17 protein-coding genes are annotated in these 21673 nt (G+C 35.2%); 7 read left to right on the top strand and 10 right to left on the bottom strand.

What is annotated here, in order from left to right; all coding sequences use genetic code 11:
• Nucleotides 1–104: 104 nt before the first annotated feature.
• On the bottom strand, nucleotides 105–350 hold the full coding sequence (locus K350_RS0116530) for a hypothetical protein (RefSeq protein WP_156027069.1): 246 nt from the start codon (nucleotides 348–350) through the stop codon (nucleotides 105–107).
• 368 nt (nucleotides 351–718) lie between these two features.
• On the opposite strand from K350_RS0116530, the gene K350_RS0116525 reads away from it, so the two are divergent.
• Nucleotides 719–1312: a dihydrofolate reductase family protein gene (locus K350_RS0116525; RefSeq protein ID WP_028980860.1), complete on the top strand. Its 594-nt coding sequence runs from the start codon at nucleotides 719–721 to the stop codon at nucleotides 1310–1312.
• 279 nt (nucleotides 1313–1591) lie between these two features.
• Here the strand turns inward: K350_RS0116525 and K350_RS0116520 are convergent, their stop codons facing one another.
• Entirely contained in the window at nucleotides 1592–3124 is a 1533-nt protein-coding gene (locus K350_RS0116520) for a sensor histidine kinase (protein WP_028980859.1), read from the bottom strand.
• 338 nt (nucleotides 3125–3462) lie between these two features.
• On the opposite strand from K350_RS0116520, the gene K350_RS0116515 reads away from it, so the two are divergent.
• The gene (locus K350_RS0116515; protein WP_028980858.1) at nucleotides 3463–4446 is read left to right on the top strand and encodes a ribose-phosphate diphosphokinase; all 984 of its coding nucleotides are present in this window, start codon (nucleotides 3463–3465) and stop codon (nucleotides 4444–4446) included.
• A gap of 8 nt (nucleotides 4447–4454) precedes the next feature.
• Here K350_RS0116515 and K350_RS0116510 read toward each other — a convergent pair whose 3' ends face one another.
• From K350_RS0116510 to K350_RS0116480, 7 genes are all read right to left on the bottom strand, one after another.
• Nucleotides 4455–5459, bottom strand: a complete 1005-nt coding sequence (locus K350_RS0116510; RefSeq protein ID WP_037576088.1) for a hypothetical protein — start codon at nucleotides 5457–5459, stop codon at nucleotides 4455–4457.
• Between the two features lie 128 nt (nucleotides 5460–5587).
• A complete protein-coding gene (locus K350_RS0116505; RefSeq protein WP_081671041.1) occupies nucleotides 5588–6244 on the bottom strand; it encodes a phosphoribosyltransferase in 657 nt (218 codons plus the stop codon).
• Nucleotides 6245–6260: 16 nt separating this feature from the next.
• Nucleotides 6261–6656, bottom strand: a complete 396-nt coding sequence (locus K350_RS0116500) for a DoxX family protein (protein ID WP_028980855.1) — start codon at nucleotides 6654–6656, stop codon at nucleotides 6261–6263.
• A gap of 206 nt (nucleotides 6657–6862) precedes the next feature.
• The gene (locus tag K350_RS0116495) at nucleotides 6863–7510 is read right to left on the bottom strand and encodes a dienelactone hydrolase family protein (RefSeq protein WP_037576085.1); all 648 of its coding nucleotides are present in this window, start codon (nucleotides 7508–7510) and stop codon (nucleotides 6863–6865) included.
• Between the two features lie 675 nt (nucleotides 7511–8185).
• Complete coding sequence (locus K350_RS31400) at nucleotides 8186–8860, bottom strand: hypothetical protein (RefSeq protein WP_051313218.1); 675 nt, start codon at nucleotides 8858–8860, stop codon at nucleotides 8186–8188.
• A 564-nt stretch (nucleotides 8861–9424) separates the two neighbouring features.
• On the bottom strand, nucleotides 9425–10228 hold the full coding sequence (locus K350_RS31395; RefSeq protein ID WP_051313217.1) for a hypothetical protein: 804 nt from the start codon (nucleotides 10226–10228) through the stop codon (nucleotides 9425–9427).
• Nucleotides 10229–10726: 498 nt separating this feature from the next.
• Nucleotides 10727–11305: a porin family protein gene (locus tag K350_RS0116480; protein ID WP_028980853.1), complete on the bottom strand. Its 579-nt coding sequence runs from the start codon at nucleotides 11303–11305 to the stop codon at nucleotides 10727–10729.
• A 1174-nt stretch (nucleotides 11306–12479) separates the two neighbouring features.
• On the opposite strand from K350_RS0116480, the gene K350_RS0116475 reads away from it, so the two are divergent.
• The 3 genes from K350_RS0116475 to K350_RS0116465 all read left to right on the top strand — a co-directional run bounded on the left by K350_RS0116475 (nucleotide 12480) and on the right by K350_RS0116465 (nucleotide 17192).
• A complete protein-coding gene (locus tag K350_RS0116475; protein ID WP_028980852.1) occupies nucleotides 12480–13601 on the top strand; it encodes a helix-turn-helix domain-containing protein in 1122 nt (373 codons plus the stop codon).
• A 174-nt stretch (nucleotides 13602–13775) separates the two neighbouring features.
• A complete protein-coding gene (locus tag K350_RS0116470) occupies nucleotides 13776–15728 on the top strand; it encodes a T9SS type A sorting domain-containing protein (RefSeq protein ID WP_028980851.1) in 1953 nt (650 codons plus the stop codon).
• A gap of 288 nt (nucleotides 15729–16016) precedes the next feature.
• Nucleotides 16017–17192, top strand: coding sequence for an MFS transporter (locus tag K350_RS0116465; protein WP_037576083.1), 1176 nt, complete (start codon nucleotides 16017–16019; stop codon nucleotides 17190–17192).
• Between the two features lie 407 nt (nucleotides 17193–17599).
• Here the strand turns inward: K350_RS0116465 and K350_RS0116460 are convergent, their stop codons facing one another.
• Complete coding sequence (locus K350_RS0116460; RefSeq protein WP_028980849.1) at nucleotides 17600–18412, bottom strand: LuxR C-terminal-related transcriptional regulator; 813 nt, start codon at nucleotides 18410–18412, stop codon at nucleotides 17600–17602.
• Between the two features lie 384 nt (nucleotides 18413–18796).
• Here K350_RS0116460 and K350_RS0116455 point away from each other — a divergent pair, with 384 nt between their 5' ends.
• Nucleotides 18797–19228 (top strand): hypothetical protein, encoded by a 432-nt coding sequence (locus K350_RS0116455; RefSeq protein ID WP_037576080.1) that lies wholly within the window; start codon nucleotides 18797–18799, stop codon nucleotides 19226–19228.
• 269 nt (nucleotides 19229–19497) lie between these two features.
• Nucleotides 19498–21624: an RICIN domain-containing protein gene (locus K350_RS0116450; RefSeq protein ID WP_081671039.1), complete on the top strand. Its 2127-nt coding sequence runs from the start codon at nucleotides 19498–19500 to the stop codon at nucleotides 21622–21624.
• Nucleotides 21625–21673: the final 49 nt, after the last annotated feature.

Below are 21673 nucleotides of genomic sequence, written 5' to 3'. Positions count from 1 at the left end.
ATCTGTTTTATAACCGGTTAAAAAAAACAATCATATATGTCAGATAATCAGTTAGGCATTGACCTCTAAGGTTATGTTGAAGCTATTGCTTTGTCAAATAAAATTTATATCTCATAACCGCCATCAGCTCCATTTGAAATAGTGCCTTGAATCATAATAATATATGCAGTTGAACTTTTTGCATAGTTTTTTAGCTGGCTATAGCTTGTTACAGTTACTGTTGTTTCAGCCTTACCTCCAGTAGTACCTCCATTTCGAGTTGCAAAACCAACAAGTGAAAAATCCGGAGTTTGTGCCATTGATTGTGAAAAGAAGATAAAGCAAAGCATCAGTAGTAAATATTTTCTCATATTGGAGTTATCGTTATAAATGGTAGTATTATCAATAACGAAAATGGGATAGATTTTCAGGAAGAAGCCCCCAGTCAAAACCGGGAAGTAACATTATTTAACAAAAAGTTTTGTTAATATAAATAGATCTTTGTGTAAATCTTTGAAAGTTAAAGTATTTGGGGCTTGGGGTCTTCAAATAGAGACTTATATTAAGTTTCAAGTAGTTGGAATTGAATTTTAAGAAATAAATTTATTGTTTCGTAATCAGCTACTAAGATTGTCGCTTTTACAATACTATAGAAGGATCTTTGTTAGTGATATTTGTATCATAACAAAACCAATTTTGAAGAGGTTATTCAAGGGTAATTTTAAAACAGGTAATTGATATGAGGAAAATAATTGTCTCATCTATGATCTCATTAGATGGTGTAATGCAAGCGCCGGGAGGGCCGGAAGAGGATACATCCGGCGGTTTCAAATATGGAGGCTGGACGGCATCTTTTGATGATGAGGTTTCTGCTGAAGTTATGAAAAAGCAGATGGAACCAGCAGATCTTCTTCTGGGCAGAAAAACATTTGAGATCTGGGAAGCTTATTGGCCCGAACATTCAGACTATTGGCCAGGTATCAATGATGTCACAAAATATGTTTTGAGTAACACCATCAAAAAGTCAGATTGGAGAAACTCAGTTTTTCTTACAAGTCTGGAAGATATCAAAAAGCTTAAAAATTCAAATGGTTCTGCTATTCAGGTTTGGGGCAGTAGCGAGCTTATTCAGCTACTACTTAAAAATGATCTGGTGGATGAACTCTGGCTCAAAATTTTCCCGGTGACTCTTGGTAGTGGGAAAAAGCTGTTTGATAATGGCCCGATTCCCGCAGCTTTTACATTAACAGAAAGTGTTGTTACTCCAAGCGGCGTTATTATTGCCAATTATAAGAGAGCTGGAGAAGTTAAGACTGGTACAGTGGGTGCTTAAAGGTGGTGTAAGTTATAAGTATTAAGTTTTTAGAACTACTCATTTCTAATGTATCTCAGGCTGGTTACATTAAAAATCAAAGAAAGATAAAGGTTGCTTATCTCATTGATCTAACAACAACTACTATAAGGGAAGTGAAATACTCTGATAGGTATGATAATGATTCTCCTTTTGCAAGGCCTTTTAAAGATGTTTATAATATAACACCTAGCTATAAAATTTTTGATTTATGATTCTTGGGAATCTTTCTGAAGAGGGAGGAATGTCGGGGCTTCAGGTTTATTTAAGTATAGTAAAGCGAAATTTACATTCTTGCCCCACAATACTCTCCGCCCATATTTTACCTTTATTCTCTTCCACTAACTGTTTAACTATTGAGAGGCCTAGACCATAACTTTCAATTCCTTTATTGGTATGTGCTGTTTCAAAGGGGTTAAAAATTTTCGTCAAGTTTTCCGGAGGAATACCAGGCCCGTTATCTTTTATGCATATCAGAAAGGAATCCTCGAGATCTTCAAAAGTTATCTGAATCAGTGGCTGTTGTTTATCCATATACTTTATAGCATTTCCAATTATATTTTGAAGGATTTGCATCAAAGCCGTTCTATTATAGGATACGATAGGTAAAGAATGTTGAACGAGTATATGAAAATGCTTTGGGGGATTTAAGGTTACAAGTACTTCCTGGACTAAATGATATAAATTAATGACTTCTTTAGATCTCTTTTCTTTTTTGGCGGATTGCAAAACTTCTTCTATAATTTTCCGCATATCCTGAGTTTTAGTCTTGATCATATCTAGCATTTCAAATCCAGATTCATCAATAGGTTTATTAGTGAAATCTTCTGCTATAAAGGGAACCAGGCCTTCAATTGTTGCAAGAGGAGCTTTAAGGTCATGGGAGATTACGTAGGCATAGCGATCCAGATATTCATTTATTCCTAAAAGCTCTTGATTAGCTTTTAGATATTCTTCAGTCTTTTCTTTGATTTTCTCTTCTAGTGTAAGATTAATAAGCTTTTGTTGGGTTATGTCATCAAATGTAACGAGTAATTTATCTTGTCCGACTCTTATAAATTTGTTCTTAAACCAATTATTAAATCCTTGATGGACGTATTTGAATTCTGTAGTTTGGGTTACTCCGGTCGTCATTGTCTTTACGTGAAGTTCAAAGTTCCCAATCTCTTTCATATTTGGATATTCATTTAACCATCTTTTTCCTATCAATTCTTCTTTCTTTCTTCCAAGTAGCTTTTCCGTTGCAGTATTTAAAAGTATATATTCAAAGTCAAATATTTCCTGGTTCTCATTTCTTAATGCCTTGAATAGTATAATACCATGTTCTACTGAGTTGATAATTTCGGATAATAAATTTTGTTTTTTCTCTGAAGCCCTTAAGAAATCTTCTAAAAGCTTTTCCTGATTTAATTGTTGAACATTTTTAATAATGTAAACTTCTCCGTCATCATCTTTAACAAATACACTTTCACCAGTTGTCCATACATTGGTACCATCCTTATGCCGGATATAATTAAAGTCAGTTGCGAAACCCTGGTTCATCACCATGCCAATTTCAATTTCAGGTTTCTTTGATAACCTGTCTTCTTCGATAAAGAGAACTGAGAAATGTTTGCCAATTAACTCATCTGGGAAATAACCATAAGACCGCAAGACACCCTGGCTGATGCCAAGGATTATGCCATTCTTGTCCAAAATAAAAATGGCTGCTATTTGTGAATTATCAAGTATATAATCAAAAAAATTATTGGTTTTTAAAGGAAGCTTGTTTCTCTTATAAATCTTATGATCCATTATCCTTAATTAAAGGCGATAAATACTATTGGACTACTAATAAATAACCAATATTACTTTGTATAGTTTAAGTAATATGATGAGTTAAGGAGAATTGAAATTATTAAGTTTTAAGAAAACATTTCTATTTGTCAGTAAGATATAAAGCATGAATACGATTTACCGGGCGAAGAATTTGAAATGAATGAACAAAAAAGTTCGGAAAGGATGTATTTACCTATGTTGTAGACAAGGTGGCTGGTATTATATAGGAATCTGAAAAAGTATGATTAGAGCTATCAAAGAACTTTGAAACACATTTATAAGTATTAAGTTTTAATCATGCAGATATCAAATCAATGATTACGGACAATGTGAGAATTTTTTCTTTGAATACCGGAATGCAATACGCAAAAGAAGTTGCTAGAATTCTTGGAATGCATGTTGCATCACATGAAGAAAGAGAATTTGAAGACGGAGAACATAAGATAAGATCACTTGAACGTGTAAGAGGTAAAGAGGTATATATTGTCCAGTCTTTGTTTTCTGAAAGCACGATGAGTGTGAATGACAAATTGTGCAAGCTGCTTTTTCTGATAGGTTCGTTAAAAGATGCTTGTGCTTTAAAAATAACTTTAATAGTTCCTTACCTCTGTTATGCAAGGAAAGACAGAAAGACCAAAGATTGGGACCCTGTTACGACCAAATATCTTGCTCAAATTATTGAAGCCGTGGGAACTGATCATGTGGTAACCCTGGATGTACACAACCTTCAGGCATTTCAGAATTCTTTTCGTTGCTTCACTGATCATCTTGAAGCCAAAATTTTGTTCGCCGATTATTTTTTGACCCTGGTTGCGAATGAAGATATAGTTATTATGTCTCCTGATGCTGGAGGAATGAAAAGGGCAGATGAATTCCGCATAAGCCTGAGTAAAAGATTGCAAAAAGAATTTCCTGTTATCTTTATGGAAAAGAAAAGAAGTGAGGGTATTGTGAGTGGAAGTAGTCTTGTTGGCGATGTGAAGAACAAGACCGTAATTATCATAGATGACTTGATCAGCAGTGGAACTACTCTCTCTCGGGCAGCTTCAGCATGTAAAGAATCCGGAGCTTTAAAAGTATATGCAGCAGCTACACATGGAGTTTTCAGTGAAACTGCAAATGTCAACTTTCAATCAAATGCACTGGATAGAATTGTAATTACTAATTCCATTCCTAATATAAGAATAAATGAAGAATTAAAGGGGAAAAAAGTAGTGATTCTCGATACGGTGCCTTTGGTAGCAGAGTGTATACGGAGGCTACATACAAATGAATCTTTAACAGAATTAAGCTATTGATTAAAGTATTAGGAAATGTACATCTTTGCTCTCTTTAAGTAATCTTGCCCTTTTACCTTCCATACAATAATGTCTTTTCTATGATCATCTAAAATATGGCGGAAAGAAGATAAAGCCCGAAGTGTTGCACGAATACTTTTATAAAAAGTCTCTATTCCTTTATAATAATGGTCATTTGATTCATTCTCATAAACCTCCAATAATTTTCTTCCTATCCAGTCATTTCCTAATATTTCACATTCAAGGGAAAAATAAGAAAGCTCTTCAACAGGATCCTGAATTCTGAAATCTGGATTAAATTCAAGGGCATCGATTATTACCGGCTCATTTAGCAAACAAATATGTTCTGGTCGCAGATCTCCATGGACCTTAATTATTTTGGATGCCCTTAAACCTAATTGTTGTTCATTTTTTGCTATAAAGTTCAATTGAAGTGATTTTATACTGTTTAATATTTCATTTGATACCTCAAATGCAGGATGCTTCAGACTTTCAAGATTGTTAATTAAGAAAGTCTTCAATCGCTGTAGGTATTCTTTCTCATGCATTTCTTTCTTCCAGCTATGCTTATAAAAAGCACATAGCTTTTTTCCCAAGGAAATTATTTCTTCAATGGTTATTTCTCCTTCCTGAAGTTTATAATCCAACATTTTGTGGTCAGGAAGACGGATCATTTTAACGAACCATTCAATTGCTACTCCCTTACCTTCAAGTTGCAATCCTGCAATAGTCCTTGTTAAAGGAACTATACCAAGGTAAATATCAGGAGCGAGGGTTTTATTTGAAGCGATTTCTTCCAAGCAGTTGTGTTTCCTTTTCTCAAGGGTAGATAAATTGAGAAATGGAAATAATACAGGCTTTTTCATTTTATATACAAACTTATCTGTGATGAAGACATAGGACATATGAGTTTCCTTGACCATGACATTATTTGTATTATCAGGAAAGTTATTACTATCTGATAAAAACTCCACAATTTCATTTATGCTTATTTCAAAGCCTTTATTGCTCATTTACTCATCGTTCTTTCAGATAAATTAAAAATCCTCTTGCTTGTTCTATGAAATTTCCGCCGAAATGCAAGTATGAACTTTTCATGAATCTTATTATAGTCCTTTGTAATATAAATATCCAAGCTAACTTATCTGGAAGAAGGTAATTTCTGAAGGAAAGAAATAACTTCATCGTCTGTGTTTTGATGGAAGTCAACATATACCTGACCCACTGCATAATAGGAGGAAGGTATCTCCAGCACAATTACTTCATCTGACAGGTCATGGATAAGATCAGCGTAATTGTTGCCAGAAACAGGGGCAGCTACAATTAGTTCCGATACTTCATGTTTTCGGCATAATTGTAGGATCGGCACGATTGTAGACCCTGTGGCTATACCATCATCAACAATAATGACTGTGCGGTTTTTCATATTCGGAAGTGGTTTACCTTCCCTGTATTCCAATATCCTTCTTTTTATCTCTTGAAGCCGATCTTTGATTAAGGCTTTAATAGTTGATTCATCCAAACGTTTTCCCAGAGCGGAAAGATATACAGACTCATCTTCTGCAATTGCTCCACACGCCAGTTCTGGTTGACCCGGATAAGGAAGTTTTTTGGAGATAACAACAGACAGTTCTCCATTGAGAATTTTAGCAACATGATAAGCTACTTCTACACCACCTCTCGGTATTGCGAGTACCAAAGCGTTTTTGTCTTTAAATTTACCCGACAACTGATTCCCCAGCTGGATACCTGCATCTTCCCTGTTAGTAAAAATCCGACCTGTGTCTTTCCCGTACATATAATATTATTGGTTATTACTTAAAGTTGGAATTCTTATCTATGCTGAGTGGACCAGCGCCCCAATAACTGATTATTAAGGCTCCGCCAAGCATCGAAATGTTTTTCATAAAATTCATCATTTTCATTTTTTGCATCATTGGGTCAGTATCTGCCCAAAACCTATGCATTATAAAAGTTGCAGATAGTAGATACAGGACAATCAACCATGCACCAATTTTTGCTTTATATCCGATAATGATACTAACCGCACCAAGAAATGCGATAATTCCACTTAAAGGTACAGCTATAGATGCCCAAGGAACACCAGCTGTTGATGCATTTTTTACAGCCTCCGATGAGAAGTTTCGAATTATGGCCAATAAAAAAACTAAAGAAAAAAGAATTCTGCCAACTAATAGATTGTACTTCATAATTGTCCGATTTAAATCGTCAAATGGTGTTATTATAGTTTGCTGAACTTTATTTTCTGTAAAACCATGAACCTTTCGTTTAGTTTCATTAGTCTCAACAACAAAGGGATGCTATACAATCTGCCATCGGAAATTGGTAGTATTTGGCTTTTTAGATGGAAAGGTCTGAGTTCTTCTACATGTATTAGATATTAATTATTTAGCTTTTATTTCACATATTCCTTAAACCAGTTTCCTGCCAGCTCGGCAACTTCTTCCAGTTTTCCGGATTCTTCAAACAGGTGTGTAGCTCCTTGAATAATAACCATATTTTTTTTCTCTGAGCTTAGAAGTGCAAAAGCTTCCTCGTTCAATTCAATAACAGCCTGATCATTTCCTCCGACAATAAACAGCGTAGCAGCTTTTACTTCTTCCAGATAAGGAAATGCAAGATCGGGACGGCCCCCCCGCGAGACAACGGATTTTATCCTATCACCCGTCATTGCAGCAACACTTAGAGCAGAGGCGGCACCAGTACTGGAGCCAAACAATCCTATTGGTAAGTCTTTTATTCTTTCATTTTCTTTAAGCCAGTTACAAATCTGAAAGAGTCTTTTCGTAAGTAGAGAAATATTGAACCTCGTGTTGTAATTTTGATCTTCTTCAAAGGTAAGCAGATCAAACAAGAATGTTGCTAAGCCTTTTTCCTGGAGAACCTTAGCGACAAAATTATTCCTTGGACTGAGCCTGCTGCTACCGCTACCGTGAGAAAATAATATAATTCCTGTTGCTTTCTCGGGAATAATAAGATTTCCTTTTAACTCAACCGAGTCTACAGGTACACTTACTTCTTTATCAAATGCAAGTTCGATCATGATATCAGTTAGTATTATTAATACTTGGTTCCATATATCGCAAACCACTAAGTTTTCAGGATGTTTTTAAAAGTATAAGGCTAAAAGTAAAAAGCTAAAAGTATAATGCTAAAACCTAAGCTTTTCGCAATTCCTGTCTGGTAAAAGAAACAAAAAATGATGGCGAGAAATGTCTTTGCTCTCTGGCTTAGTTCACATGAAGGGTCTATCTAAATGAACTGTGTTTTAACAACAGTAGAAATTTTATTTAGGAATGATTATTAATCTTTATATTTTGTTATAATCAGTTCTTCGTTTAAATAAAGTTTAAAGAAGATTTTATGCTTAAGGTATCGAGGAAATATTAAGGTAGATATAAGGTTTGTATGTTAATGAAAATAAAATGAGAAGAAAGCAGCTCATTAATTTCTTTTTCTTGCTCTGAGCAGAGATTCCTGGTTTTGTAACTGAATTATAATTTATGACTAAGAAGTGCGGACAATTATGGCCGCACTTTCTATTATATATTTTTTTACATCCATCAAATACTTAGTTAAAGTAGGTTTGACTAATATGGGTTTCTTTTTGATCTTTTTTCTGCTGTTTGTTAAAGCTTCAGGTAATCAACAATTATCAAGTATAAAGGACTTAGAATGTTAAAACGAATTTTCCTTACAGAAGAGTCAATAGAAGTTTTTATTCAGAATCATCTTTCTGTTCCCCGTCAGATGATTCCTGTAGCAGCTTTCTTATCTCTGTCATTTCCTCATCACTCAACTGATCTTCTTCACCACCAGGCTTGCGGTTCAGAGCGCCTTCCAATCCTCTTCCAAGACCTCCTGTAAGGTTGCTAAGGATTTCAGGATTTCTATCCAAAAGACCCACCACGTCGCCAACAATCTCTCGAACCTTTTCCAGCTTGACCTTGAGCATCGCCTGTACACGCACATTGTCGATCTGTAGATTTACCTCTTCGATACCTACATCGGCACCAATCTGCAGTTCCAGCAGATCAAGGACTTTAGCATGCAAATCTACGTGGGCATGCACATTTCTTACGATTAATCCAATATGGTCGACCCCCACGTTTGGCACCGAAAGCATTACATCAGGGTCGCGATTGGAACCCAACCAGTCTTCCGGTTGTGCATTTGCTACTGGTTGCAGGGTTGCCGTTGTGTCTGGGGCTTCTGATTTGCCCGAAGGACGGACTTTTTGAAGTGGCCTTTGTTGGCTATCTGTATTTTGGGGCTTATCGTTTTTTGCAACATTGTCATTCTCTGTAGACTTCTTATTCTGGTTAGCCTCATTTTGATCCTTCACCTGATGCTGGTCTTCATTTTTTTCTTTATTCTTAGTTATTCCAAACATACACTCGATCTCCTTATTTTTATCTCCACCGAATAAATTACCTTATTTTTTAAAATAAGTAGTACTTACTATTCACAACAATTTGTAATTGGCAATGTTCCTTTTGCCGCCATTTGGGCGAAATGTATAATGGTTAAAGTAATAGTGTAAGTATAAAGTTGAAAGTGTAAAGTTGAACAGAGTAAAGTATAAAAACTTTAAGCTTTTAACTTTCTACTTTAGACTTCTTTAATAATATAGAACTTTAACTTCATTCTCTTTTGAATGTACTATTCGCAAGTAAAGTCAGTTTCTTGATCATAAGGTAGAGGGTATAAAAAATGTAGAGAGCATAAAAGAATAAAGTAGAAAGAAAAAAACTTTAAGCTTTTAACTTTCTACTTATTTAAATAGGTTCATTCATTTATATCTTTAATCCGAACTTTAACAAAATCCTGTTTCTGAAGGAATGACATGATCTTCAAGAGATAGGAGTAACTAAGAGTGAAACCGACTTGAACGGTATATAATCGCTGTATTTGTAATAAATTTGCGATAGACTAGATTTAACATCATGGTGTGATGTTAACTAGCATCATCCTGCTGCTTGCCTGATTCTTGGTTATTGTTCGATTCTATTTTTTTGCTTGTACTTGATTCCGGGTTTTTGTTAGATTCTTGATTCTTATTAGATTCTTGATTCTTATTAGATTCTTGATTCTTATTAGATTCTTTTTTCTTTTCAGATTGTTGAAGTAGCTTCCGCAACTGTTGCTTTTCCTGACTGCTTAATTGATTCTGATTCTCTGAACCAGGCTTTCGTGAAAGAGCACCTTCAAGCCCTCGACCGAGACCTCCCGTTAAGTCGCTAAGGATTTCCGGATGGTGGTCTAATAAGCCAACAACATCTCCTACGATTTCTCGAACCTTCTCTAACTTTACTTTAAGCATAGCCTGAACACGCACGTTATCGATCTGTAGATCTACCTCTTCGATTCCTACATCTGCACCTACATGAAGTTGTACCAGATCAAGGACTTTTGCATTTAAGTCTATGTGAGCATGCAGGTTCTTTACGTTTAATCCAATATGGTCAATTCCCACATTTGGTACGGAAAGCATTACGTCAGGATCTCGGTTGGAACCCAACCAATCTTCAGGTTCGGCATTTGCTACCGGTTGCAGAGTGGCCGTAGTATCTGGCGCTTCCGATTTGCCCGACGGACGGACTTGCTGGAGCGGCCTTTGCTGGCTGTCTGTATTTTTGGGTTTATCTGTTTTTGCAATATTGTCTTTCTCTTTTCCCTCCTTATTCTGCTCAGCCTCATTTTGATCCTTCACCTGCTGCTGGTGTCCATTTTTTCCTTTATTCTTATCAATTCCAAACATACGCTCGATCTCCTTATTTTTATCTCCACGAATAAATCACCTTATTTTTTAAAATAAGTAGTATCTATATTCACAACAATTTGTAATAGGCAATGTTCCTTTTCCGGCGATTCATTTCAGGGATATAAAGAATATGGATTGAGAAATAAAGGTATGTCAAAAAAAATGATACACGACAAAAGCTTATCCGGACAAGTATTTTTTATTGCTTGAGAATGGCGCAAGGGAGCACCGGATAAAACGAAATTTCAGATTTTCAATATCGTATTTTAATGGCGCATTAGGGCCAAGAGGTGTTCAGTTGAACTGCCAATTTTACTTACATTGAAGTTAGATGCAATGGGGCATACATTACTTAAGGGCATTAACTATAGATATTAAATAGTTCTTAGTTGATGGAGTATTATTAAGTTTTTTGCAGTGGATCATTTTATCTTACTGAACTAAAAAGCCCCGTATGGATTAAATACGGGGCTTTCATATAAAGTTTTGTTCTGATTACTTTCCTCCGAATGAATAACCGAAAGTAAGTTGTGTATTAAAGTTATGCTGAGCATCTCCGGGATTGTCCTTGAAAATATCCGAAACACCGTAAGAAAATCTTAAGCCAAAGTTAAATCCATTCTGAAAGTGAAAGCCAAAACCTAATACGGGGGCTATATCAAAGCCGTTCAAGCTGCTCTTTACATCAGTTTTAGGTGCACCACTGCCGAATTTACTATTAGCAGATAATAGTATAGACGGCTGAGCTCCTGCCTGGAAATGGAATTTTTTACCGAAGTTAAAAAGCAAAGGAATGTCAAGATAGCCCAGGGACAATCCACCGCCACCGTTGACATATGTACATCCTTTAGTAGAGTACAACAACTCAGGTTGGAAAGAGATAGCTTCTGTAAAATTGATTCTTGCATATCCACCAATATGGAAACCTGTTTTAAAACCTGCATTGTTGTTTACTCCTGCAACAGTAGGAAAGTTAAGGCCTAGTCGCGGACCAAAACTGATTTGTGCTGAAGCAAGTTTAGAAACACTCAGTAAAAAAATTACAAAGGTTAATTTGCGTAAATAGTTTTTCATAAAAAGTAAATTGTTTGGTTAGTTAATTAATTCTTGTGATTTATACTTTATTCATCACAGGGAAAACAAACGAAGGAAATGTTTAATAGGTTATACCTCAATATTCAGGAACTATAATTTAAAATGTTTCTTAATAACATATGTAAAGTATAGTACATTAATAAATGCCCAGCAGCATCATTATATATGAAAGTAAAGGTACTTGATGAAAGGTTGTGAAATGAATAAGTCTTTTGTCCCACAAGGCTGGATGAAGTGATTGCCAGATTAATATTATGAATAATAGATACCTCATGGAATCATGGAATGTGTTTTATAAAGAGGGGAGGATCTATGAGGTTAGCATCTTTCAGATCTCTTATTATAAGTTGATTTTATAATAAGAAATTATAAGTACGGAGATGTTTAATAAAAAGTTGCAGACTATTTATCCATCGTTCCTGCTGTGTTGAGAAGTACTATTAAGGTAAGATGTTTTATGACTTCTGTTATTGCATTTATCAACTTACTTTCATACCTAAGATATTAAAAATTTAGCCATTAGATCAGCAAAGCCAACACCATTAAATCTTTTATTAGATTTTTCTGGTCTGTTAAAAATTTTCCCGCCTACTCTTTCAACATCTATCTCAAGATGATCTACTTCTTGATGCTTTCAGGTTGAAAGAGTAAACATAACTTCGTTTACGTTGAGGAGCAGCTAATTTTAACTTCATATTTGAATGGAGAAAATCCCTTATAAAGAAATTTAATACGAAAGCATTTTAACAAAAATAAAATTTGTCACATCTTTAGAATATCATTAAACTTAAATTCTAATTCCGCATAGGACTTAGTTGTGTGCTCAGTATCGCTTAGAACTAGATTGGGTCATATCATATTTGAATTCATCATTGTGTTGATAAATATAAAGACTCCTTATTTCGCTCGATGAAACTCAACAGGCGTTCTATTCGTTGCATACGGTTTCATTAGTAATTGAGAACCTTGTATTCATACTTGAATGAGAGAAAGTTTCCTTCTTTTCTAATATTTGCTTACTGGGACCGTTTGAAGGAACAGAGATTATAGAACGTTATGTAAAATAATTAGGGGACTGAATACAAATCCTGATAAGTTCCAAATGGTGTTCTTATAACATAAAGTTTTTTGTTTACGTCATAACTAATCCATCATGAATATTTTAGTTACAGGTTGCTATTCATTCTGTATCCTGAATTTATTGATTTTCACTCTTATCCTTTGGGGGAATAAGCATAATACCAGGAGCAATATTGTATTCGGATTCTATTTTGTTCTGTTCGGAATCGCAATGACCTTTAATCTTGCTGTTTATATTGGTGCTTTGAATCTGAGATACTATTATCTGTGCTCATTTCCTGCCTTTATGGTAGGACCTTCAGTTTATTTTTTTAGCCGCTTGCACACTGGATGGACTCACATCGTAAAACGTTCTATCATTCTTCATTTTATACTTGCAATTCTATTGGCCTTAGGAATGAGTATAGGTACATTCATGACTTCAAGCATGGCTTCGGGCTCAAGTTATTGGTTTTCAGGTTATGGAATGCCAGATACGTTCCGAACCATTATTGTGCTGCATGGCTGCGTATATCATTATTATAGTTGGTCTTATATCAGGAAGTTTTTAAAGAACAGCCATCAAATCATGGAATCTGAAAAAGCGAAAATTATATGGATTTATGATTTTCTCACTACTATGTTGATTTTCTGTAGCTTATTTATGATTCTTCATACTATCAGATATTTAGTGGTGGGCTCTTCTCCAGTAGGAAGTTCTGTTATATCGCCCATAACTCTATTAATAAGTTATCTCCTTATCCTGAAGAAATGTATTGGTTTTAATCCAGTATTTGCCAATAATGCTATTGTTGATGTATATCAGGAGGCAACTTCTGTAAGCACTAAGAAAAAACAAAATTATACCTTCGAGGAGATCAATACAATAGAAGGAAAACTGTTTCAAGTCATTGACAAAGAAAAAGTTTACAGGAATCAGGAACTTAATCTCAGCCTTCTTTCAGAGTCTGTAGGGATTAATCCAAAAGAGTTATCTCATTTCATTAATCAGCAATACAATGTTAACTTTAGTGATTTTATCAATAAGTATAGGGTGGAGGAATCCATGAGAATCATGCAAGAACCTTCTGCCCAGAACTTAAAACTGGAAGCCATAGCTGAAATGGCTGGATTTAGTTCCAGGGCTTCTTTCTTTTCTACATTTAAAAAGGTAACAGGACATACTCCAGCGTCTTTTCGAAAAGGTTTAGAGTAATCTACAGTTTGAAATTAGCTCTGATTTCTACATCTTATCTACTTGATTTTTATACAAATTTGTCCAGAAAAACTTTTTTCAGACGAATAACAGACTGAAAACAAAAGATTTCAGCATACGAAAAAATAATTTTACAGTATAATGATCTCAATAAATCATTTAACTGACTTTCGTATGAAATACCTCTTTACCGTTTTCTTTATCCTGTTTACAACTTTTGCAAATGCGCAATATGCTTCAGTTCCAGATACTAACCTCCGCAATATTCTAAAAGAATATTTTCCTGATTGTTTTAATGGAAATTTGCTGGACACAGTCTGTGCTTCGACCAAGACTGGAATAGGGGTTGAAGGCCAAGATATTAAGTCATTGGAAGGAATGCAGTATTTCACTGGAATGGAATCTCTTTACTGTGGATTTAACCTTCTTAAAGACCTTAATTTTCTGCCACCTAATTTAAAATACCTTCATTGTTCATTTAATGAGATAAGGGTGCTGCCTGCTCTCCCTGCGGGATTAGTAGAATTGAATCTGAGGGGGAATATGATCGAGTCAATCGCTTCATTACCAAAGAATCTTCAATATCTTGACCTGGGAATGAATTCAATTAAGTCTTTACCATCTCTGCCTTCCTCCCTGAAAATTCTGGCGGTTAATAGTAATCCTTTAACCTGTATTCCTTATCTGCCATCTAATCTGGGGCTGCTCAATACAGATCAGACGTATCTGCGTTGCATTCCTAATAAACCTGCGGGAATTACATCTTATTTGCCTTTATGTGATCCTACAGTGGATAGGTATAACTGTCAGTCTTTTCCTTTAATTTCCGGAAAAGTATTTGTGGATATAAATAACAATGGGATAAAAGATTCTGAGGAACTTTACAGGAAAGGGGTTAAGGTATTTATTGCCTCTGCCGGAGTGTATACGTTCAGCAATGACTCAGGATATTATGAATTGAGTGTGAATAAACCTGATATTTATATGCTCTCCACCAGCATTCCATATTATTTTAGTACTCCTGAAACTATTACAACAAAAGGGTTCGGAGAGAGAGTTATCAAAGATATTGCAATATATCCAACGGAGCTGGTAAAAGATCTAGAAGTTTCTGTATCTAACTTTGGCTTTCCACGTCCCGGGTTTGATATCGCTTTTAAAATCGATATAAAAAATACAGGCTCTCTGGATTCGCCTGCAGACCTGAGTTTTGAGTTTCCTGATATCTTATCAATTGATTCAGTTTCTGATAAGGCAACAACTCAATCTAACAAATTAACATGGCATTATCCCAATCTTCCTGCTGGAGATAATTTTTCCATTATCGTTTACTGCAACCTGTCTTCCGATGCTGTGCTGGGTAATACTCTTGAGTTGAAAGCAAAGGTAAATGCTGATGAATTGAAAGAACATACTCCTGAGAATAATGTGGATATTCTAAACCTGGTCATCCGGGGGGCCTATGATCCTAATGACAAACAAGGTCCGGCAAAGATCACTCCGGATCAATTAATAAATGAGGAATATATTGATTATACCATTCGCTTCCAGAATACAGGAACAGATACTGCCTTTACTGTCGTTATCGCAGATCTGTTGGATTATAAACTTCTATACAACTCTTTTGAAATGATCAGTGCATCACATCCTTGTGAGCCTGTAATCAAAAATCAACAGGTTTATTTTACGTTTTCAAATATCCTTTTACCGGACAGCAATACCAATAAGATCAATAGCTGCGGATATGTCAGCTTTCGTGTAAAAGCTACCCCTTCATTAGCAGTAGGACAAAGTTTTTCCAATAAGGCAGAAATATATTTTGATTACAATTCACCTATAATTACTAATACTGTAGAAACAATTGTAGTAGATAAAGAACCTACCAGCAATGATGATAAGAAATCAGAAAAGTATATTCTGAACGCTTATCCGAATCCTGTAGTTGATGATATCCTTTATATTACAAATGATGTTTCATATAGATTACATAATAGTCATGGAGTGCAGGTATTGGAAGGAGTATCAAATGGCACAGGTATTCTAATGAAAGATTTTCCCAAAGGATTATATCTGCTCGAGATGAACCTGGGAGATCAATATACTAGCAGAAAAATTCTTATAAAATAAACCTAAGGAACCTTTATTTTTGTAATAGCCGGCTTGTTGCAATGTTGCAAAGGCTGGCTATTTTTTTAACTAAGATGGAATTGTGAAAGATGATATCCAAAACCAAAGTAGAAGCTTCATCCATTTGTCATCTTCAATAAACCTTACTATTCGATGGCTATTGATTCTCAATGGCAAGGGAAGATTTTCTTTTTAGAGTAGTTTAAGAACAATTGTAGTAACAAGGTGCTTTATTAGAAATGCAATTGTTGTAAATTTCAAAAATAGGAAGAACAATCGTTTCATCTAATGAATAAATTGCCTAAAGAGAGTAAATCATTTTTTGTGATACTGGTAATGTATCTTGCTTTTATAAGTTTAGGTCTTCCTGACGGTTTACTTGGAATAGCGTGGCCTTTCATGAGTTCAAAGTTTGATGTCCCACTTGACACCCTTGGAATATTGTTAGTATGTTTTACTACAGGATATCTTTTGACAAGTAGCACAAATGGACAAATTCTTAAACTGTTATCCTTAGGGAGGTTGTTAATGCTCAGCTGTCTTTTAACAGCTTTTAGTTTGCTTACATATGCATTAACTGATTATTGGCATTTTGCCATCATTGCCTCATTTTTCTTGGGATCAGGAGGGGGAGCAATTGATTCTTCTATCAATACATTTGTTGCTTCCCGTTTTAATGCAAGCACTGTGAATTGGCTTCACGCTTTTTATGGGGTTGGTGCCACAGCAGGACCTCTTCTAGTTACCTTTTTACTTGCCCATCATTATCAATGGTATCATGGCTATATATCTGTTGCCATCATACAAATATCGCTTTCTGTCTTATTTTTATTTACACAAAAATACTGGCAGGTTGCTTTGCAAGAAGAAGAACATCATTCGGGAGCTGAATATCTACAGACATTGAAGTTACCGATTATCTGGATCAATATGGTCATATTCTTTCTATATACAGGGTTAGAACAAGGATTCGGCCAGTGGGTATTTACTATTCTTACTAAGTCAAGAGGAATAGCGGCGGAAGAGGCAGGGCTTTGGACAAGCACCTATTGGGGAAGTCTGACGATAGGAAGAATATTCTCTGGTATCGTTCTTACAAAAATTACAGTACACAAGTCTATAAAAGCTGCTCTTATGGGAATAGTAGGAGGGGCGTTTCTTATTACTTTAGATATTAATAATTTTTCAACGCTTCTTGGAATCATAATTATTGGTTTGTCGAATGCTCCCGTGTTTCCAAGTCTTATTTCCGTGACTCCTGAAAGAGTAGGTAAAGAACATGCTGCAACGGCAATAGGTGTACAAATCTCTGCAGCTATGTTAGGAGGTTCATTACTTCCTGGTTTTGCCGGATTGCTTTCAGGTGAATTTGGTCTGGAAGTAATAACAAAAGTATTTGCAATTGCAGCAGTTGTTTTGATTGTATTATACTTTGTATCAACAGGTAAAGCCAGGAACAAATAATTATCCTATTATATTGTTGGCTGATTTATATAATATTAGATATAAAATATTCAATCTCTTATTTACTAAAAAGGAGGGACTGAACTTTGCAGCCCAGTCTCCCCAAAAAAAATGTTCAAAAAATATCCCAGGTTAACAAATAGTCTTTATTCATTTTTAATTAGTTAGCATCTGCTTAAACTGATTTAACTGAATAATGCGTAATTGACTTTATCAAAATTAACGGAATATGAGCTTTGTGGAAATAGCTATTTGTAGTCATTTTTTCTAAGATTATTATAACTGTTGAAAAATTAAAAGATGGAAAAAGATTCTAATAGGATAGTAAAAAGAGGATCAGCCTGATAATAAAAAGTATAGATTAAAAAATGTTATTTCTGAATCATAATTAATTTATGATGAACCTGTTACAAGTCAACTATTGCCAGACACTTACTTCGGCCATAGTTTATTAATTCCAAAGCGTTTCGGCAACCTGTCTTTTCCAGCATATTCTTACGATGATTATTAACTGTGTATATGCTTATATGTAATTTTGCTGCTATGCATTTTGAAGATTCGCCTTTACTTATGAGACTTAATACTTCAAGTTCTCTCTTTGATAATAATAGTTCCTCTGTAAAGTCTTCCGGATAACTTGCGACATAAATGATTTCATATTCTTTTTCCAACTTTTTGCTAATGCATATGTCTACCTTTTTATCTTTCTTCATATGTGTAATGTCAGACAAATGAACCATTGTGAGTAAGGGATTTCCGTTATCATCTGCTTCAAGAATTGTCATTTGTTGCCAGATCCAGATAGATGTACCATCTTTCTTTCTGATCTTATAATTGTAAGAGAATTTTAGTTTGTAAAGCTCATGATTCTTAGCATATTTTTCCGCGAATTCAAATACCTTAGGAATAAGAAAATTTGCAACGTGATCAGAATATTCAGGGTCGGTAATGCTCATACCTAGCGGCACACCTTTTTCTTTAAATTCTTCAGAGCTGTACCCCATAACCATTTCACAGTTATCACTGAAGAATTCATATTTCGAAGTAACATGGTTAATTATATATGTCACAAACGGCGAATTCGCCATCAGTTTCTTAAACTGTTCATTGTTGAATAAATCGAAATTACTTTTGATTTCTGTATGAGGGGAAATATGGAGAAGTGCGTGTTTTTCCCATATTTTATAGAAATTTTCTAACTCCATTATATTCTTAACCATTTTTTGTAAACGCTTAATTTTCAATGAACGTTTTTGTCAGAGGAAATAAATCTCAAGAATATTGACTCAATTTATTGAATGAAAGCTAAATTTATGCTGGATTCAAAGGATGTTTTCTCTCATTTTAAAGGAATCCCGCTATAGGAATTGACTGATTATTTAATTTACCACAGCGTAATTTTACTTTGAATGTTATGCTCAATAGAACTTTGATGTATACGATTTGATGATACATAGGATATACCCAAAAATAGTTTTTTTCCTTAAATCTGGTAATTGATTGTGTTCAATCATTGGTGGCAGAATTTAAAAAGTCTGAGAATGAAAATTTTGTTCAAAATATAATATTATAACTATATCACAGTCAAAGTACCTGACATCTTAATGATTAAAAAAGTAAAAGACATAATATATTACCTAACAGAAAAGCCTGAGATACTTTTCTTAACAGACAGTCTGGGAGCTATGCTTACTGCATTTATTCTATTTGTATTATCGAGAAATTTTAATGAATACATCGGAATGCCCATAATAGTATTGACTTATCTTTCAGTAATAGCAGCATGTTTTTCTATATATTCAATTGCATGTTACTTTTTCTTAAAAGAAAACCGGATCTCATCCATAATAGCAATTAGTGTTTCAAACTTACTTTACTGTGTTTTGACTATTGGACTTATAATAGTTTATCACCCGATACTCACAATTGCTGGTATCACTTACTTCTCAATGGAAACTATAGTCATTTGCGGACTTGTTTTTATTGAACTTAAAGTGGCATCAGAAATTAATAAAAACAGGTTTGCAAATAACTAAACAAAACTGGTTGCGATAAGGGCAATATCAGGTTCTGAAAATTCATAGAATCCCGTTTCTCCTTAGATTTCATTAATCCCAAATCACATTAAGGCAATTGGATAAGACATTTGACTTATACAAGATTTATTCAAAGCTATCCGCCATCCCCGAAATTATGTTCGAAAAAACATCTTAATTCATGTTTACCTTTCGACCTTTCGATTTTATATAGATTAAGAGTTTTTAACTACTTATTTTAATTCGAAACCTATATAAAATACCCTCCGATGACCAGTCGTCTACTAAATTACATCTTCTTTATACTGTTTTCGCAGAGTATCTTTTCTGTCAATACAGCCCTTGCGCAGATGAACTCAATTGTTCCAGGAGGTGACTGGAGGGATAAGAAAGGAAATCTCATAGCAGCCACTGAAGGAGGAATTATAATTGTAGACGGCATCTACTACTTATGGGGGATGGACCGTTCGAAATCCAATTATACTTTTGAAGGCATAAATCTATATTCCTCTCCAGACCTTAAAAACTGGACTTTTGTGAATCAGATCCTTAAAAAAACTTCACATGCAGAACTTAACAACGGCGCTGTAGTGGAGCGGGCAAAATTATTACACAATAAAAAAACTGGTCAATTTATCATATGGATGCATTATGAAGGATACAATGCTTACAGTGTTGCAGAAGTGGCATATGCCACCTGTAACACCATTGGTGGTAATTACACCTTCCGTTCACATTTCAGACCTATGAATATCGATAGCAGGGATCTTAATGTCTATCAGGATAACGATGGCAAAGCATATCTCATTTGCACTACAAAGGGAAATCAGAATGTGAGCCTTTTTGAGCTGGATGAAAATTATACAGGTATCGTCAAAGAAGTTTACAGAGGCAATGCCAGTGATGATATGGAATGTGAAGGGCATGCCATCATCAAGACTGGAGGATACTATTTCTGGCTCATGTCCTGGTGCACAGGATGGGATTTTAACGATAACCGATATTTCTATTCGAAAACACTTGCAGGCCCTTGGACGAGTGGGGGAAATATTGCAGTGACCAATACTCATACTTATGAATCTCAGGTTGGTTTTGCAGTTCCTGTTACAGGCGCTGAGACTACTACCTTTTTATACATGGGAGATCGCTGGTCTGTCAATAATTTTGCAATGTCCAGGATTGTGCTGCTTCCGATTACTGTTTCCGGAACCAAGCTGAGTGTAGGTTGGAACGATCAGTGGAATATAGATACTAAAACTGGAGTATGGGCTCCAGGAGCTGCTAATTTTCAAAATGGAGTTTATAAAATCACTGCCAAGCATTCAGGAAAAGTATTGGGTACAAACGGAAGCGCTGTTCAACAGCAGAATTATATAGGCACTGCCAGTCAGCATTGGAGAATTCAAAATCTGGGAGCTTCTTTTTTTAGAATTACGAATATTGAAAGCGGAAAAGTTATTGATATAAATGGAGCATCAAAAGATGCAGGTGCAAAGGCCATCCAATACAATTGGAGCGATGCCTACAATCAGAAATGGCAGATCATTGATTGTGGAAACGGATACCATAGATTTGTAAGTGTAAATACATTGGGTAAAGCCCTGCAGATTTTCGGTTCATCAAATGCAGCAGGAGCCGATGCAGAGTTAGGTGTATTTAATTATAGTAACAACCAGTTGTGGGAAATTACCGCTGTAAGCGAAAAAACTCAATCTGGTAAAACCTATAGGATTGTCAACAGAACCAGTAGTAAAGTGCTGGATGGCATCTCAGCAGATCAGGTTGTGCAGAATGGTACTGCTAATTCAGGAAGCCAGATTTGGGAAATTACCGATCTGAAAAATGGTTACTATTCTATTAAGAATTCTCTGGATGGAAAGTTTTTAAGTAATGATAATTCGGTCACCAATCTGGATCCGATTGTGCAAGATGGTGCAGCCCCAACAACGTTTGCTCAACAATGGGAGCTCACTGATATGGGGAATGGTTATTTCAGGATCATGAACAGAATGAGCGGAAAAGTGCTTGACAACAAAGATGGCAAACTTACAGATGGCAATCCTGTTGTACAGTATTCTGACTATTCTTCCAACAACAACAATCAACAGTGGAGTTTTCAGTCAGCAGATATAATAACTTCAATTGGAGATTTTTCAGCTTCTGCACAGATAAGGGTTTATCCTAATCCTGCAAGAGAAAAAATATATGTATCACTCGGGGATTTAAGTGCCAGTAAAATTTCACTTTTTGACTTATGCGGAAAAGAAATTGTAAAGTTAACAGGTAATTTACAAGGTGATCAAGCTATTGAAACCGGAAAAGTAGGCAATGGTATTTACGTCATTGTCGTGGAAGGTGATGAATTCAAAATCTCTTCTGGGATTGTGATAGAGTAATGGTGCAGGAGAGTTTAAGAGGAAAGTTTTAAAAGCAGGGACTATTGAA

The organism is Sporocytophaga myxococcoides DSM 11118, from assembly GCF_000426725.1.
Classification (GTDB): domain Bacteria; phylum Bacteroidota; class Bacteroidia; order Cytophagales; family Cytophagaceae; genus Sporocytophaga; species Sporocytophaga myxococcoides.
Note: the sequence above shows the minus strand (reverse complement) of the source record. Positions and strands in the feature narration are given on the sequence as shown.

Excerpts from the sequence above, each read along its gene's own strand:
- K350_RS0116525 (WP_028980860.1), top strand. The coding sequence starts at position 719 with ATGAGGAAAATAATTGTCTCATCTATGATCTCATTAGATGGTGTAATG.
- K350_RS31395 (WP_051313217.1), bottom strand. The coding sequence starts at position 10,228 with ATGTTTGGAATTGATAAGAATAAAGGAAAAAATGGACACCAGCAGCAG.
- K350_RS0116465 (WP_037576083.1), top strand. The coding sequence starts at position 16,017 with ATGAATAAATTGCCTAAAGAGAGTAAATCATTTTTTGTGATACTGGTA.
- K350_RS0116510 (WP_037576088.1), bottom strand. The coding sequence starts at position 5,459 with ATGAGCAATAAAGGCTTTGAAATAAGCATAAATGAAATTGTGGAGTTT.
- K350_RS0116495 (WP_037576085.1), bottom strand. The coding sequence starts at position 7,510 with ATGATCGAACTTGCATTTGATAAAGAAGTAAGTGTACCTGTAGACTCG.
- K350_RS0116470 (WP_028980851.1), top strand. The coding sequence starts at position 13,776 with ATGAAATACCTCTTTACCGTTTTCTTTATCCTGTTTACAACTTTTGCA.
- K350_RS0116520 (WP_028980859.1), bottom strand. The coding sequence starts at position 3,124 with ATGGATCATAAGATTTATAAGAGAAACAAGCTTCCTTTAAAAACCAAT.
- K350_RS0116515 (WP_028980858.1), top strand. The coding sequence starts at position 3,463 with ATGATTACGGACAATGTGAGAATTTTTTCTTTGAATACCGGAATGCAA.
- K350_RS0116480 (WP_028980853.1), bottom strand. The coding sequence starts at position 11,305 with ATGAAAAACTATTTACGCAAATTAACCTTTGTAATTTTTTTACTGAGT.
- K350_RS31400 (WP_051313218.1), bottom strand. The coding sequence starts at position 8,860 with ATGTTTGGAATAACTAAGAATAAAGAAAAAAATGAAGACCAGCATCAG.
- K350_RS0116500 (WP_028980855.1), bottom strand. The coding sequence starts at position 6,656 with ATGAAGTACAATCTATTAGTTGGCAGAATTCTTTTTTCTTTAGTTTTT.
- K350_RS0116460 (WP_028980849.1), bottom strand. The coding sequence starts at position 18,412 with ATGGTTAAGAATATAATGGAGTTAGAAAATTTCTATAAAATATGGGAA.
- K350_RS0116505 (WP_081671041.1), bottom strand. The coding sequence starts at position 6,244 with ATGTACGGGAAAGACACAGGTCGGATTTTTACTAACAGGGAAGATGCA.
- K350_RS0116475 (WP_028980852.1), top strand. The coding sequence starts at position 12,480 with ATGAATATTTTAGTTACAGGTTGCTATTCATTCTGTATCCTGAATTTA.
- K350_RS0116530 (WP_156027069.1), bottom strand. The coding sequence starts at position 350 with ATGAGAAAATATTTACTACTGATGCTTTGCTTTATCTTCTTTTCACAA.
- K350_RS0116455 (WP_037576080.1), top strand. The coding sequence starts at position 18,797 with ATGATTAAAAAAGTAAAAGACATAATATATTACCTAACAGAAAAGCCT.
- K350_RS0116450 (WP_081671039.1), top strand. The coding sequence starts at position 19,498 with ATGACCAGTCGTCTACTAAATTACATCTTCTTTATACTGTTTTCGCAG.